The 14,818-nt window shown below is 58.6% G+C and carries 11 protein-coding genes; 7 read left to right on the forward strand and 4 right to left on the reverse strand.

The window, feature by feature from the left end:
- Positions 1–2: 2 nt before the first annotated feature.
- Positions 3–1,058, reverse strand: coding sequence for an AraC family transcriptional regulator (locus AABC73_RS11855; protein WP_341523738.1), 1,056 nt, complete (start codon positions 1,056–1,058; stop codon positions 3–5).
- 379 nt (positions 1,059–1,437) lie between these two features.
- Here AABC73_RS11855 and eat point away from each other — a divergent pair, with 379 nt between their 5' ends.
- From eat to AABC73_RS11875, 4 genes are all read left to right on the forward strand, one after another.
- A complete protein-coding gene (eat, locus tag AABC73_RS11860; RefSeq protein WP_341523739.1) occupies positions 1,438–2,793 on the forward strand; it encodes an ethanolamine permease in 1,356 nt (451 codons plus the stop codon).
- A gap of 13 nt (positions 2,794–2,806) precedes the next feature.
- Positions 2,807–4,198, forward strand: coding sequence for an ethanolamine ammonia-lyase subunit EutB (locus AABC73_RS11865; RefSeq protein ID WP_341523740.1), 1,392 nt, complete (start codon positions 2,807–2,809; stop codon positions 4,196–4,198).
- 3 nt (positions 4,199–4,201) lie between these two features.
- Entirely contained in the window at positions 4,202–5,026 is an 825-nt protein-coding gene (gene eutC / locus AABC73_RS11870; RefSeq protein ID WP_341523741.1) for an ethanolamine ammonia-lyase subunit EutC, read from the forward strand.
- An 811-nt stretch (positions 5,027–5,837) separates the two neighbouring features.
- Positions 5,838–7,466, forward strand: coding sequence for a diguanylate cyclase (locus tag AABC73_RS11875; protein WP_341523742.1), 1,629 nt, complete (start codon positions 5,838–5,840; stop codon positions 7,464–7,466).
- An 11-nt stretch (positions 7,467–7,477) separates the two neighbouring features.
- On the opposite strand, the gene AABC73_RS11880 is transcribed toward AABC73_RS11875, so the two are convergent.
- A complete protein-coding gene (locus AABC73_RS11880; RefSeq protein ID WP_341524222.1) occupies positions 7,478–9,046 on the reverse strand; it encodes a methyl-accepting chemotaxis protein in 1,569 nt (522 codons plus the stop codon).
- A gap of 63 nt (positions 9,047–9,109) precedes the next feature.
- Here AABC73_RS11880 and AABC73_RS11885 point away from each other — a divergent pair, with 63 nt between their 5' ends.
- Positions 9,110–10,123: an IS30 family transposase gene (locus AABC73_RS11885; protein WP_341522017.1), complete on the forward strand. Its 1,014-nt coding sequence runs from the start codon at positions 9,110–9,112 to the stop codon at positions 10,121–10,123.
- Positions 10,124–10,473: 350 nt separating this feature from the next.
- Here the strand turns inward: AABC73_RS11885 and AABC73_RS11890 are convergent, their stop codons facing one another.
- Together AABC73_RS11890 and AABC73_RS11895 are read right to left on the reverse strand one after the other, a co-directional pair.
- Positions 10,474–11,430: a class I SAM-dependent methyltransferase gene (locus AABC73_RS11890; RefSeq protein WP_341523743.1), complete on the reverse strand. Its 957-nt coding sequence runs from the start codon at positions 11,428–11,430 to the stop codon at positions 10,474–10,476.
- Positions 11,431–11,491: 61 nt separating this feature from the next.
- Positions 11,492–12,421, reverse strand: a complete 930-nt coding sequence (locus AABC73_RS11895; protein WP_331150398.1) for an AEC family transporter — start codon at positions 12,419–12,421, stop codon at positions 11,492–11,494.
- A 253-nt stretch (positions 12,422–12,674) separates the two neighbouring features.
- On the opposite strand from AABC73_RS11895, the gene selD reads away from it, so the two are divergent.
- The gene (selD, locus tag AABC73_RS11900; protein WP_341523744.1) at positions 12,675–13,709 is read left to right on the forward strand and encodes a selenide, water dikinase SelD; all 1,035 of its coding nucleotides are present in this window, start codon (positions 12,675–12,677) and stop codon (positions 13,707–13,709) included.
- The gene (gene mnmH / locus AABC73_RS11905) at positions 13,709–14,815 is read left to right on the forward strand and encodes a tRNA 2-selenouridine(34) synthase MnmH (RefSeq protein WP_341523745.1); all 1,107 of its coding nucleotides are present in this window, start codon (positions 13,709–13,711) and stop codon (positions 14,813–14,815) included. Before selD ends, mnmH begins: the two co-directional genes overlap by 1 nt.
- Positions 14,816–14,818 lie beyond the last annotated feature (3 nt).

The following is a 14,818-nucleotide window of genomic DNA, read 5'->3' on the forward strand; positions in this document are numbered from 1 at the left end:
TTTCAGACATTCGCCGCGCTGCGCCACTGCCTCGGGCTTAACCCGAACCAGCGTTTGAACGCGCGGGAGAAGGCGCTGGTTTCCGAGTAGCCCAGCAGCGTCGCAAGTTGGGTGACGCTCATGTTCTGCTGCTGCAAATGGGTCATGGCAGATTGCTGCCGGATTTGATCCACCAATTGCGTGAAGTTGACGCCGTGTTCACGCAACCGACGTTGCAGCGTCCATTCGGACAGGCCCAGAGTTTGCGCGATGTCTTCCAGCACGGGCTCGCCCAGATGCAGGACTGCGGTGATGGCTTGTCGCGCCTGATCGAGTACGCCGGGCTGGTTGCCGCTTTCACCCAGTTGACGAATGGCATCCTTGATGAGCATCAACAGGATCGGGTCGGCACCGGGCATCGCCCTGGCAATGAGGTCGTGCTTGGGAATCAGCACTGAGTTGCAGGCCTGACCGAAGCGAACCTGGGTCTGGAACGCTTCACGGTGCTCATGCCAGTTTTCGGGCTGCGCATGTTCGAACGCGACTTCCCTGGGTGCCCAGTCGGGGCCGAGCACATGGCGCACCAGATTGGTGGCCATGCCCATGGTCAGCTCGGCATCCTGGCGGCGTTCGTGGATCGCGCCGTGACGTACCTGATAATCGAAGCGATAACACTCGCCCTGATCCACCAGCTGGATCAGCGTGCTGTGTTGATGAAACGGAAAAGCCTTGGCGAAGTTGATCAAGGCGTCTTCGAGGGTGGACGAGCACAGGCCGATATAACCCAGCAGGCCGAGCGCCTGGGGTTGGAATTGCTGGCCATAGTGCAGGCCGAAATTGTCACAAGCGGTTTGCCGCGCGGCTTCCTCCAGCACTTTGCAGTAGTTGGGCAGCGGCAGGCTCAAGGTCGGGTGCAGCAGCTGTTCGGGATTGATTCCCGCATGGCCGAAGACGCGATCAAGATCACCGCCATGCTGAACAATAAAACCGTCCAGACCATTGGCGGCCGCCGACAGGACACCACAATTGCTGGCACTTTGCGCATTTAACGGTGCGGGTGAAAGCAGGTTCTGGAACATGGTGATGAGGGGCCGTCATGGTGTGTATGAAAATAATTCAAGCAATTGTCATACCTTGTTACCGCTTAAGGGTTGTCAGCTCGTCCGGGTGGCAATCCCGTTGGTGCGTGGAACGCCTTAGCTGATACCCGATCACCCAGCATCGCGCAGGCCAAACGCCAGCTTGGGAAGCGAAGTGGCACTGAAAACCCCGAAATCCGTGACCCGATTTAAGGCGCAACCGAGTTTTCGTGCGCTGGCGTGAGGCACTGCCTGCAATGCGCCGGAAAACTTGACCGCAGAGGACAAATCTCGTTCTCCCCGGTCAAGCCTTGGCTTTGTCCGAGTGACTATTCTCGTCGACAGACAATACCGTCGCTGGCTTCCGGGGTTTACGACCATGACTGCTTCGCAACTCAAACCAACATTGGGCACCCTGCATTTGTGGGGGCTGGCCGTCGGCCTGGTGATTTCCGGCGAATACTTCGGCTGGAGTTACGGCTGGGGCAGCGCGGGTACCCTGGGGTTTCTGGTCACCACGCTGATGGTGGCGGTGATGTACACCTGCTTCATTTTCAGCTTTACCGAACTGACCACCGCGATCCCCAACGCCGGCGGCCCGTTCGCCTATAGCCTGCGCGCATTTGGCGTGACTGGCGGGACGATTGCCGGATTGGCGACGCTGATCGAGTTCGTCTTTGCGCCGCCGGCCATCGCCATGGCCATCGGTGCATACCTGAATGTGCAATACCCGTCGCTGGACCCGAAGTGGGCGGCCATCGGCGCGTATTTCGTATTCATGACCCTGAATATCCTGGGGGTGAGCATTGCCGCGACCTTCGAACTGGTCGTCACTGTGCTGGCCGTAGCCGAATTGCTGGTGTTCATGGGCGTAGTGGCTCCGGCCTTCAGCTTCAGTAACTTCGCCTTGGGTGGCTGGGCCGGTTCCGATACTTTCAGTATGCCGGCGATCAGCGGCATGTTTGCCGCGATCCCGTTTGCCATCTGGTTCTTCCTCGCCATCGAAGGCGCGGCCATGGCTGCCGAAGAAGCGAAAGATCCGAAAAAGACCATTCCCCGTGCGTATGTCGCAGGGATTCTGACCCTGGTGACCTTGGCTATTGGTGTGATGATCTTCGCCGGTGGTGTCGGCGACTGGCGCACGCTGGCGAACATCAACGATCCATTGCCTCAGGCGATGAAAGCCGTAGTCGGCAATAACTCGAACTGGATGCACATGCTGGTGTGGATCGGCCTGTTCGGTCTGGTCGCGAGTTTCCACGGCATCATTCTGGGCTACTCACGTCAGTTCTTCGCCTTGGCGCGTGCGGGTTTCCTGCCGTCCGGGCTGGCCAAACTGTCACGTTTCCAGACGCCACATCGGGCCATTCTGGCCGGTGGCGTAGTGGGTATCGCGGCGATTCTCAGCGACGGTCTGGTCAATCTGCAAGGCATGAGCCTCACCGCAGCGATGATCACCATGTCGGTGTTCGGTGCCATCGTGATGTACATTGTCAGCATGCTGAGCCTGTTCAAACTGCGTCGCAGCGAGCCAAATCTTGAGCGCAGCTTCCGTGCCCCCGGTTATCCCGTGGTCCCGGCCATTGCCCTGATTCTGGCAGTGGTGTGCCTGGTGGCAATGATCTGGTTCAACCTGATGATTGGCTGCATCTTCCTCGGCTTGATGCTGGTCGGTGCGGTGTTCTGCAAAATGGTACGTGGTCGTGGCGCTGTCCCGGCTCTGGCCAGTCAATAAAGGAAGGATGTGCATGAGCTTCTCCCACAGCATTGGCGCGATGACCTGGCGCTTTGACAGCCTGCGGGAGTTGCTGGCCAAGGCCAGTCCCGCGCGCTCCGGGGACTTTCTTGCCGAAATCGCCGCCGCCAGCGACGCTGAGCGAGCGGCAGCGCAGATGGCGCTGGCGGACGTACCGCTCAAGCGGTTCCTCAGCGAGGCGCTGATCCCCTACGAGCAGGACGAAGTCACCCGGCTGATCATGGACAGCCATGATTCGGCAGCCTTCTTGCCGGTCAGTCATTTGACCGTCGGCAGCTTTCGCGACTGGTTGTTGGGCGACGAGGCCACTGAAACCAGCCTTCGGGCGTTGGCGCCGGGGCTGACTCCGGAAATGGTCGCTGCTGTGTCGAAGATCATGCGCGTCCAGGATCTGGTGCTGGTGGCGCAGAAAATCCGTGTGGTCACGCGTTTTCGCAACACCGTGGGGCTGCGCGGAAGGATGTCGACCCGTCTGCAACCCAATCACCCGACCGACGATCCCGCCGGCATTGCCGCCAGCGTTCTCGATGGCCTGCTGTATGGCAACGGCGATGCCATGATCGGCATCAATCCGGCCACCGACAGCGTCAGCGCCATCAGTGAACTGTTGAAGATGCTCGATGGCGTGATTCGTCACTATGAGATTCCGACTCAATCCTGCGTGCTGACTCACGTCACGTCGTCCATTGCGGCGATTGAAAAGGGCGTGCCGCTGGATCTGGTGTTCCAGTCGATTGCCGGCACCGAGGCGGCGAACAGCAGTTTCGGTATCAGCCTGGAGATTTTGCGGGAAGGCCACGAAGCCGGTTTGAGTCTGAACCGGGGCACGCGGGGCAATAACCTGATGTATTTCGAGACCGGGCAGGGCAGCGCGCTGTCGGCCAATGCCCATCACGGCGTCGACCAGCAGACCTGCGAGACCCGCGCGTACGCCGTGGCCCGGCATTTCAATCCATTTCTGGTCAACACCGTGGTCGGTTTTATCGGTCCTGAATACTTGTACAACGGCAAACAGATCATCCGTGCCGGGCTGGAAGATCACTTTTGCGGCAAGCTGCTGGGCGTACCCATGGGTTGCGACATTTGCTACACCAACCATGCCGAAGCCGATCAGGACGACATGGACGTGTTGCTGACGTTGCTGGGCGTTGCCGGGATCAACTTCATCATGGGCATTCCCGGTTCCGACGACATCATGCTCAACTACCAGACCACGTCGTTTCACGACGCGCTCTATGCCCGCAAAACCATCGGCTTGCGACCTGCGCCGGAGTTCGAGGAGTGGCTGATCCGCATGAACATCCTGCGCCAGGATGACGGCGGTGTGCGGCTCGGGCAGGGTATCCCGCCACTCTTCAGCCAGGCGCTGGCAAAACTCAATTGAGGGATGACCATGAGGGATGACCCGAAAACTCCCGTTCAGGCCGATGCCTGGAGCCAGTTACGTTCGCTGACTTCAGCGCGCATCGCCTTGGGTCACGCGGGCACCAGCCTGCCCACTGCGGCGCAGCTGGACTTCCAGTTCGCCCATGCTCAGGCGCGCGATGCGGTGCACCTGGCATTCGACCACGCGGCATTGACTGAAAAATTGCAGTCCCGCGGCCGGGAAGTGCTGACGTTGCACAGCTCTGCGGCTGATCGTAATCAGTACCTGCAGCGGCCTGACCTCGGTCGCCGATTGTCCGCTGATTCGGCCGGGCAACTGAGCGCCTATGCCCAGGACCAGGCGCAGGGTTTTGATCTGGCGCTGGTGGTGGCTGATGGTTTGTCGGCTTTGGCGGTGCATCGGCACAGCCCGACAATGCTCGAACGCATCGACGAACTGGCCGCCGAGCAAGGCTGGAGCCTGGCGCCGGTGGTGCTGGTGGAGCAGGGCAGAGTTGCCGTGGCCGATGAAGTCGGTGAACTGCTTAATGCGCGAATGGTGGTAATTCTGATCGGTGAGCGGCCTGGGCTCAGTTCGCCGGACAGCCTTGGCCTGTACTTCACCTTCGCGCCTCGCGTGGGTTTGAACGATGCGGCGCGCAACTGCATCTCCAATGTGCGCCTGGAAGGCATGAGCTACCCGATGGCCGCGCATAAATTGCTGTACCTGATGCGTGAAGCCTGGCGACGGCAGTTGTCGGGCGTCAATCTCAAGGACGATGCGCAGGTGCATACGCTGGACGCCGATGTTCCGACGGGCAAGGGTAATTTCCTTCTCAAGCAATGAATTGGAGACAATCTCCTGTCGCGCAGCAAACACTGCCCTCACTCCTAAATAGCGTCGGCAACTCGCGATAAATGTAGGACCGGCCTTGTCCGGGAAGGCGGCGGGCCTACCGAGGAAGATCTTCAGCGCTTGCGCTGGCGCTTTCGGGGACAAGTCCCCTCCTACCGGGTTGTGTTGATTCGGTAGGACCGGACTTGTCCGGGAAGGCGTTGGGTCTGCCGAGGAAGATCTTCAGCGTTCACACCGGCCTTTTCGGGGACAAGTCCCCTCCTACCGGGTTGTGTTGATTCGGTAGGGCCGGACTTGTCCGGGAAGGCGTTGGGTCTGCCGAGGAAGATCTTCAGCGCTTGCGCTGGCGCTTTCGGGGACAAGTCCCCTCCTACCGGGTTGTGTTGATTCGGTAGGACCGGACTTGTCCGGGAAGGCGCTGGGTCTGCCGAGGAAGATCTGCAGCGCTTGCACTGGCGCTTTCGGGGACAAGTCCCCTTCTACCGGGTTGTATAGCTCGGTAGGACCGGACTTGTCCGGGAAAGCGTTGGGTCTGCCGAGGAAGATCTTCAGCGTTCACACCGGCCTCTTCGGGGACAAGTCCCCTCCTACCGGGTTGTGTTGATTCGGTAGGACCGGACTTGTCCGGGAAGGCGCTGGGTCTGCCGAGGAAGATCTGCAGCGCTTGCACTGGCGCTTTCGGGGACAAGTCCCCTGCTACAGATATTGCTTAAGCGCAGGAAATATCTCATCCAAGGTAGCTATAAATCGAAACTTATCGCACCCTGATGTCAAATGGATGGCCTTCGGATAAACGCTGGCGATGAGAAGTAAATATTATCTGGCTGTGAATCGCCCACGCCTCTTCAACAGCATCGTCACCCGACTCTTGCTATTGGCTCTGTGCATCATTATTTCCGGCGCGGTGTTGCGTGGTTACGTATTGAGCAACTTCCTGCGTGAAGATCTGGCTGCCACGGTGCAGCGCCAGCAGCTGGCCCTGGCGAGTTACGTGGCGCAGGATGTCGACAGCAAGATTCTACAACGTCAACGTTTGCTGGAACGGCTGGCTGCCGATATGTCCCAGGTTTCACTGGCAGAACCCGGACAACTTCAAGCCTGGTTGAACGAGCGTTACGACTATCAGACGCTGTTCTCTGGTATTGCCGTCATCAATACCCAAGGACGTTTGCTGACCAGTGCTCCGTTGCTGGATGGCCAACGTGATCCTGATTATGCCGAGCGCGATTACCTTCAAGCGGCATTGGCGGGTCGGCCGTCTGTCGGAAGTCCACAACCCGACACTGCTGGTAATGGGCCGCTGATTCCCATTGCTGTGCCGGTAAAAAAACCGAACGGTGAAATTGCGGCAGTGCTGGTGGGGAGCACAGCACTTGCAGCAGCTGGTTTTCTTGATTCGCTGTTCCACAATCGAATGGGTGAGACCGGTAGCGGGTTCGCGTTGGTGTTCCCCCGGGATAAACAGTTTGTCGAGTCGTCGCAACTTCCAATGACTCTCAAGCCAGTTGCCGAGCCCAGCGTCGATACGCTGAATGATCGGGCCATGGCGGGGTTTCGCGGGGCGGGAGTCACCGTCAACGCCGAAGGCACCGAGGAAGTTGCAGCGATGGCTTCTGTTGCAAGTGCGGGCTGGTATGTTGTGGCGCGTGTGCCGGGTAGCGAAGCGTTTGCGACGGTCAATCGCCTGCAGCATTTTTTGCTCAAAGGTGTTTTATTTGCGGTTCTGGTGTTTGGCACGCTGTCGGCGTTGGGTATCTATCTGGTCTTTCGGCAGTTGTTCACGGCTGCGGCACAAGCGGACCGTATGACGCGGGGCGAACAACCGTTGGCGCCCTTGCCGGTTATTCGCGACGACGAAATCGGGCATCTGATTTCGGCGTTCAATCGTCTTTTACTTAAATTGAATGCCAAACAAGCCGAACTGGAGCGCATGGCGCATCACGATGCCTTGACCAACTTGCCCAATCGGGCGTATCTCTCCCGACGCTTGCGCGAGTCACTGGCGCTGGCGCAGCGCAAGCAGAGTCATGTGGGCCTGTTGTTCATGGACCTGGATGGCTTCAAAGGTATCAATGACAGCCTGGGGCACGATGCTGGCGACGAAGTGTTGCGCCAGGTCGCCATGCGCTTCGCCAGCGTGGTGCGCGAGGCCGATACGCTGGCGCGCATTGGCGGCGATGAGTTTGTGGTGCTGCTCGGTGACCTTGGACCCGATGCCGAAACCACTGTCAGCGCCGTGGCCGTCAAGTGCATCGATGTCTTGAGTACGCCGTTTTATCTGGCCGGTACGGTTTGCGTGGTAGGCGTGTCGATCGGAATTTCCTGGGGTGACGGAAACAGTTCTGAAAGCTCATTGCTACTGGCTGCGGATCGGGTCATGTACCAGGTCAAGAAAACCGGCCGGGGCCGGTTCTTGAGTTCCAGGGTCTGACTAGACCCTGACTAGACCGAAAAGCGCGATACCAGCCTGTTCAGGTCAACGGCCAACTGCGAGAGCTCGTTACTGGCAATCGAGGTCTGGCTTGCAGCCGATGAACTCTGCACTGAAAGGTCACGAATACTCACCAGGTTCACATCGACGGAGCGGGCGACTTGCGCCTGTTGTTCCGAGGCGGTGGCGATCAGCATGTTGCGTTCGTTGATGTCGGAGATCGACGCAGTAATCTGCTTGATCGCGGCGCCGGCTTCATGAGCAATCAACAAGGTAGAACCGGCTTCAGCGCTGCTTTGCTGCATGGACTGCACTGCTCGTGTGGAGTCTTTCTGGATGCCCTGGATCATCTGCTCGATTTCCTGGGTCGACGACTGGGTGCGGTGCGCCAACGCTCGCACTTCATCGGCAACAACTGCAAAACCTCGACCTTGTTCGCCAGCCCGTGCGGCTTCGATGGCGGCGTTCAGCGCCAGCAGGTTGGTCTGCTCGGCAATCGAGCGAATCACGTCCAGCACCTTGGCAATGTTTTGCGCCTGGTTGGCGAGGCCTTCGACTTCGATACCGGTCTGCGAGACTGTCGCGCTCAGTTTCTCCAGCGATTCAATGGTCTGGCCTACGCGCTCCTGGCCTGTGCGGGCAGAACGCTCCGATTCCTGGGTGGAATGCGAGGCCGACACGGCATTGCGTGCGACTTCTTCAACCGCAGCGGTCATCTCGTTGACCGCTGCCGCGGCTTGCTCGGTTTCCATGGTCTGACGCTGAATGCCAGCGGTGGACTCCTTGGTGATCGAGCTCATTTCCTCGGCTGCCGACGCCAGTTGTCCGGATGAATCGGAGATATGCTGGATCGTCCCTTTAAGGCTGGCGAGCATTGCGGCTGTCGCGCTTTGCAGTTCGGTGATTTCGTCCGCGCCATTGACGGCAACAGGGGTGCGCAAGTCGCCGCTGGCGATTTTCTGCGTACTGCCCAACAGTGCCAGGATCGGTCGGCTGATACTGCGGGTGAAGGTGATGGCCACCAGGATCGTAATGATGATCGTAATCACACTTAAAGCGATGACGAAGACTTGACCACTCTTGAAGCTCGCGCTGGCGGTTTCGCCTGACTGGATGGCGCCTTTTGCGTTCAGATCTATCAACTCTGCGAGGGAGGCCTGCAAGGCAACTGCCTGAGGTTTGGTAGTGTCTTGAATGAACACCGCCATTTCCTGATAAGTCTGGGTTTTGCTCAACGTCATGAGCTCATCGACTTTGGATTGATACGCTGCCACGTCGGCCGCAACTTTGTTGAACAAATCCAGTTCCCGCGGGCTGGAAATGAGTGGTTTGTAGGCTTCGACTGTCTGGCTCAGAGTTGATCTCAGGAGCCCGATTTTTTTCAGCGAAGCTTCACCGTGTCGCTTGTCGTCCATCACAAAACGTCTGGCATCCAACCGATAAAGGAGCGCGGTAGTTTCAATCTTGCCGACGGCCTGAACACTGGGCAGCCAGTTGCCCTGCAACTCAGTGGCCGAGTCATGGACACCATTGAGTTCGTAAAGAACCGTACCGGCAAGCGTTATGATCAGCAGGCAGATAACGCCGAAGCTGGGCGGCCGCAAAAACTGAGTGCAACACCTCACCTCAGGTAAGGTGCCGCCATGTCTTATACCGAACTCAGTATTGAAGAACGCGCCACGATTCAGGTCGGGCAGTACCAGAATCTCAGTCAGCGCGAAATCGCCCGGATGCTGGGCCGTAGCCCCTCCACGATTAGCCGGGAGCTTCGTCGTAATCGATGTTCCAGCACGGGCTATGCCGCGCTTGCTGCACAAACTCACACCCGTGAGAGGCGCAAAGTCTGTCGCCCTTCCAGAAAGCTGGTGGTGGGCAACGATCGCTTCGAGTTGGTTATCCACTTGCTCCGAGAGCGCTTTTCTCCTGAGCAAATCGCGGGCAAGCTGCGGCTTATGAAAATGAACTTTGAAGAAGCCTACGTTTGCCGTGAAACCATCTACAACGCCATCTATGCGCTGCCTGTAGGGCAATTGCGCAAGGAGTTGATTCAGTGCCTTCGCCAAGGGAAAAGTACGCGAAGACCTCGCTCCGGCGGTGTTGACCGGCGTGGGCAGCTCCCCGAAATGGTCAGCATCCACGTGCGTCCACCGGAAATCGAAGACCGGCAGATGCCCGGCCACTGGGAAGGCGATTTGATCAAAGGCAAGGACAATGGGTCGGCCGTTGGCACCCTCGTCGAACGGACCAGCGGGTATTTGATCCTGGTAAAAATGCGCGATGCCACCGCCACTTCGGCGGTGGAGGGGTTTAGCGCGGCGCTGAACAGCATGCCGTTGGCGGTGCGTAAAAGCATGACCTATGACCAAGGCCGGGAAATGGCTAAACACGCTGAGATCACGCAAAAAACCGGTGTGGCAATTTACTTTTGTGACCCGCATAGCCCTTGGCAGCGCGGCAGTAATGAGAACATCAACGGCCTGATTCGCCAGTACCTGCCCAAGGGTACGGATCTGTCGAGACACACTCAGGAAGAGTTGGATGCCATTTCTTATCAAATGAATATTCGCCCTCGTAAGCGATTCGGTTTTAAATGCCCGATTGAAGTGATTACCGAGGTCATGGGTATGCATCATCCAGCCCCGTCTTCAATTCAATAACTGTGTTGCACTCAGCTCCTGCAACCGCCCTGATTAATGCCCTGGTGGTGAGCCTGATGGTTCTTATTATCATGGTTAAACTCCTTGGGCGGCAGGTGCAATATTCATGTTCGGTTGGCGACTGGGTATTAGCTTAGGCGGTGATATGTGAAAAATATGCTGGCAGACAACACTTCTATCGATGCCCGCACTTTCCTGTTAATACGACACAGCGGCAATAAATGAAGTCACGCTTTTCAGAGTCATCGACTGTCGGTGATGAAACTTTAGCCCGACTGTAAACTGAGTTGTTAAGCTTGCTAAGTATTAATTCATTGGGAAACTGTTATCAATGCGTTGTTAATTGAATGTCAATCAGTGTCATTAAGTTCCGGGTTCTTGAAAACCAGTGCTTTTAACCCGCCCTCAACGTGTGCGTCGGGAAATTCGGGCGGGTTTTCCAGGCGTTGTTCGAAGCGCAGCCCCGGCGCCTCGATGGCGGTGTGGTGAACAAGGAAATCAGACCCCAGGCTTGGATCGTTCATGCAGGCCAGCACTTGTCCGTTGGGCACCAGAAGTTCCGGCATGCGCCGCAGGACTTTTTGATAATCCTTGTCCAGCAGAAAGCTGCCGCGCTGGAAGGAGGGTGGATCAATGATGATCAAGTCATACGGCCCGGCCCGCTTGACCTTGCCCCAGGATTTGAACAACTCGTGGCCCAGAAAACTCACCCGGCTTAAATCATGCTCGTTGAGTCGATGATTTTCGCGTCCGCGACTCAAGGCTGCCTTGGCCATGTCCAGATTGACCACATGCTCGGCACCGCCGGCAATGGCCGCCACCGAGAAGCCACAGGTATAGGCAAACAGGTTCAGCACGCGCTTGCCTTGGGCCTGGGCGCGAACCCAGTCCCGGCCATAACGCATGTCCAGGAACAACCCGCAGTTTTGTTTCTTGCCCAGATCGACCTTGAAACGCAGGCCGTTTTCGCTGATCAGCCATTCCTCGACCTTTTCGCCCAACAGCCACTGAGTCGGACTTTCCGGCAGATAGCGGTGTTGCAGCAGCAGCGTATGTGCCTGGCTGCGCTGCCATTGCGCGCTGTGGGTCAGCTCTTCAAGCAGTACGGTCAGCGCTTGCAGCTCCGTGGGTTCTGGCTCACGGAACAGCGACACCAGCAGCACGCCTTGCAGCCAGTCGGCGGTTAGCTGCTCCAGCCCCGGCCACATTCGCCCGCGCCCGTGAAACAGGCGCCGTGTCTCGTCTGGCGCGGTGTCGAGGGCGTGGAGCAGATGTTGCTTGAGGGTGGCGAGTGCTTCGGAGTTCATGGCGGCGATCAAGATGGAAAGGCGCGCATGTTAAACGTTCTGGCTGGAGGGCGCGCGGGCATCAGGTGCCAATGATATACAGGCACACCGAAAGGGTGATCAGCGAACCGAGGGTCGACACCAGAATCGTGCTCGACACCAGCGAGGCCTCGCGTTTGTAGTATTCGGCGAGCATGAATGGCCCGGTGCCGGTAGGCAGGGCGCTGAGCAGCAGGGCGGCATTGGCCCAAAGCCGGGGCACGTCGAACACATGGAACACCAAAACCCAAGTCAGTAAAGGGTGGGCCACAAGTTTGATCAACACCAGCTGCGACGTGCCGTGACGTGGGCCTTGTTGTTTTTCCGCGAGGAACAGCCCCAGGGAAATCAACGCGCAGGGCGTGGTGGCGGCGCCGAGCAAACTGAGGAATTTTTCCAGCGCGCCCGGCAGCGGAGCGCCATGCCAGGCCCAGAGCGCGCCGAGCAACGGCGAGACCACCAATGGGTTTTTTGCCAGCGCCAGGAATACTTTCAGGGCTATGCGATGGGGTTTGCGCTCGGTTTGCAGGCCGATCTCGATGCAGACCAGCGCCAAAGCGAATAACACGCAGACCACCAGCAGCGAGGCAATCAGCGCCGGTTCCAGACCGCCTTGGCCCAGCACCATCACGCACAGTGGAATGCCGATATAACCGGTGTTGGCATACGAGGCACCTAGCGCGTCGATGCTCGCGTCCACCAGATTGGCGGACTTGCGCCAGCGCAGCAGCAAGGTAAACGCGAACACCGCCAGCGTGCTGATGATGAACGCGAGGACGAATCCGGGATGCCAGATCTGCTCCCAGGTGGCAGTGGCTGTCACGCTGAACAGCAGCGCAGGCAGGCACAACCAAACCACCATTCGGTTGATCTCAGAAGCCGCGTTCGGCCCCAGGCGGTTGGTGCGACGACAAACGAAACCCACCAGTATCAGGGCGAAAATCGGCAGTAATACATTGAGTACGGATGACATCCAGACCTTGCCTGTGCAACGCGAACAAGCCGGCAAGGTTAGGGCTGTAAATCGTTAGCGTCCAATCTATTTTCTCGACACCGGTGCCAGGATTGCGGCGTTCAGCGGTCGGGTGAGGGTGGATTGAACGTGACCAGGCAGGAGCGAACTTGTTCGCGAGGCGATGTTCCGGTTGGCCACAGATTCGTCGGCCACGTCCGTTTGATCGATGGGCTCTGTTAGGATTGCGGGCTAGATATCACGAGGTGCATGTATGAGCGAGCCGATTCGTCTGACCCAGTACAGCCATGGCGCAGGTTGTGGCTGCAAGATCTCCCCGCAGGTGCTGGAAGTGATTCTGGCGGGCAGCGGCGCGCAAAACCTGGACCCCAAACTGTGGGTCGGCAACACCTCACGGGACGATGCGGCGGTCTATGCCATTGATGAAGAGCGCGGCGTGGTGTCCACCACCGACTTTTTCATGCCTATCGTCGATGACCCTTTCGATTTCGGCCGTATCGCAGCTACCAACGCGATCAGCGATATTTACGCCATGGGCGGCGATCCGCTGATGGCCATCGCCATTCTTGGCTGGCCAGTCAATCTGCTGGCCCCGGAAATTGCCCGGGAGGTGATCCGTGGCGGTCGCGCTGTGTGCGACGCGGCCGGTATTCCATTGGCGGGCGGGCATTCGATAGACGCGCCGGAGCCGATCTTCGGCCTGGCAGTCACCGGGCTGGTCGAAAAGCGCTACATGAAGCGGAACGACACCGCGACCGAAGGCTGCAAGCTGTACCTGACCAAACCCTTGGGCATCGGCATCCTCACCACCGCCGAGAAAAAAGGCCTGTTGCGCGCTGAAGATCAGGGCGTGGCGCGGGACTTGATGTGCACCCTCAACAAGCCCGGCAGTCGTTTCGGCAAGCTTGAAGGCGTCACCGCCATGACGGACGTCACCGGTTTCGGCCTGCTCGGACATCTGGTGGAGATGGCGGATGGCAGTCAATTGACTGCACGCCTGGATTTCGCCGCTGTACCGCGTCTGGCCAGCGTCGATTTCTACCTCGAACAAGGCTGCGTACCCGGCGGCACGCTGCGCAACTTCGACAGCTACGGCGAGCGCATCACTGCCTTGAGCGAAGTGCAGAAGATGCTCTTGTGCGACCCGCAAACCAGTGGCGGCCTGTTGGTCGCGGTTGAGCCTCAGGCGCAGGCGGCGTTTCTCGCGCTGGCCGGGGAACTGGGGCTGGATCTGGCGGTGATCGGCGAGTTCGTCGCTCGACAGAGTCACGCGGTCGAGGTGTTCTGATGCGCGACAACAGCACCGACTTCCGCGAACTGTTTCTAACCGATGCCCCGCTCATGGATGTGCGCGCCCCGGTCGAATTCGAAAAAGGTGCCTTTGCGCAGAGCATCAATCTGCCGCTGATGAACGACCTTGAGCGTGAACAGGTAGGCACTTGCTACAAACAAAAGGGCCAGCAGGCAGCTATCGAGCTGGGCCATCGGCTGGTGTCTGGCCAGACCAAACAGGAGCGTATTGACGCCTGGAGCGAGTTTGCCCGCTCGCACCCGCAAGGCTTTCTGTATTGCTTTCGGGGTGGCCTGCGTTCGCAGCTCACCCAGCAATGGCTGAAAAACGAAGCCGGGATCGAGTATCCACGCGTCATTGGCGGCTACAAGGCGCTGCGTACCTACCTGATTGAAACGACCGATGCAGCCGTGGCCGAGTGCGATTTCGTCCTGATTGGCGGTTTGACGGGATCGGGTAAAACTCAGGTCCTGACGCAGCTGGACAATGCGCTGGACCTTGAAGGCCATGCCAATCATCGCGGTTCGAGTTTCGGCAAACACGCGACGCCGCAGCCGGCGCAGATCAGTTTCGAGAACGCCTTGGCCGTCGATATCCTCAAGAAGCGTGTGGCGGGGGTGAGCCAGTTCGTGCTGGAAGACGAAGGCCGTGTGGTGGGCAGTCGCGCCATTCCGCTCGGGCTGTTTCGCGGCATGCAGCACTATCCGCTGGTGTGGCTGGAAGAGAGTTTCGAACTGCGCGTCGAGCGGATTCTCACCGATTACGTCATAGACCTGTGTGCCGAGTACATTCAGGTGCATGGCGTTGAGCAAGGTTTCAGCGTGTTTGCTGCGCGCTTGCGCGAAAGTATGGCGAGTATCGTCAAACGTCTGGGCGGTGAGCGTTATCAGCGTTTGGCGGCGATCATGGACAGCGCCTTGATCGAGCAGGAAAAATCCGGCGCGGTGGAGGAGCATCGTGGCTGGATCGCCGGGCTGCTTGGCGAATACTACGACCCCATGTATGCCTATCAGCGCGACAGCAAGGGGCCGCGCATCGAGTTTGCCGGCGATCACGGCGCGGTCTTGCAGTACCTGCAAGAGCGCCGCGATCGGGCTGCCTGAACC

It is taken from the genome of Pseudomonas sp. G.S.17, assembly GCF_038096165.1.
Lineage (GTDB): Bacteria > Pseudomonadota > Gammaproteobacteria > Pseudomonadales > Pseudomonadaceae > Aquipseudomonas.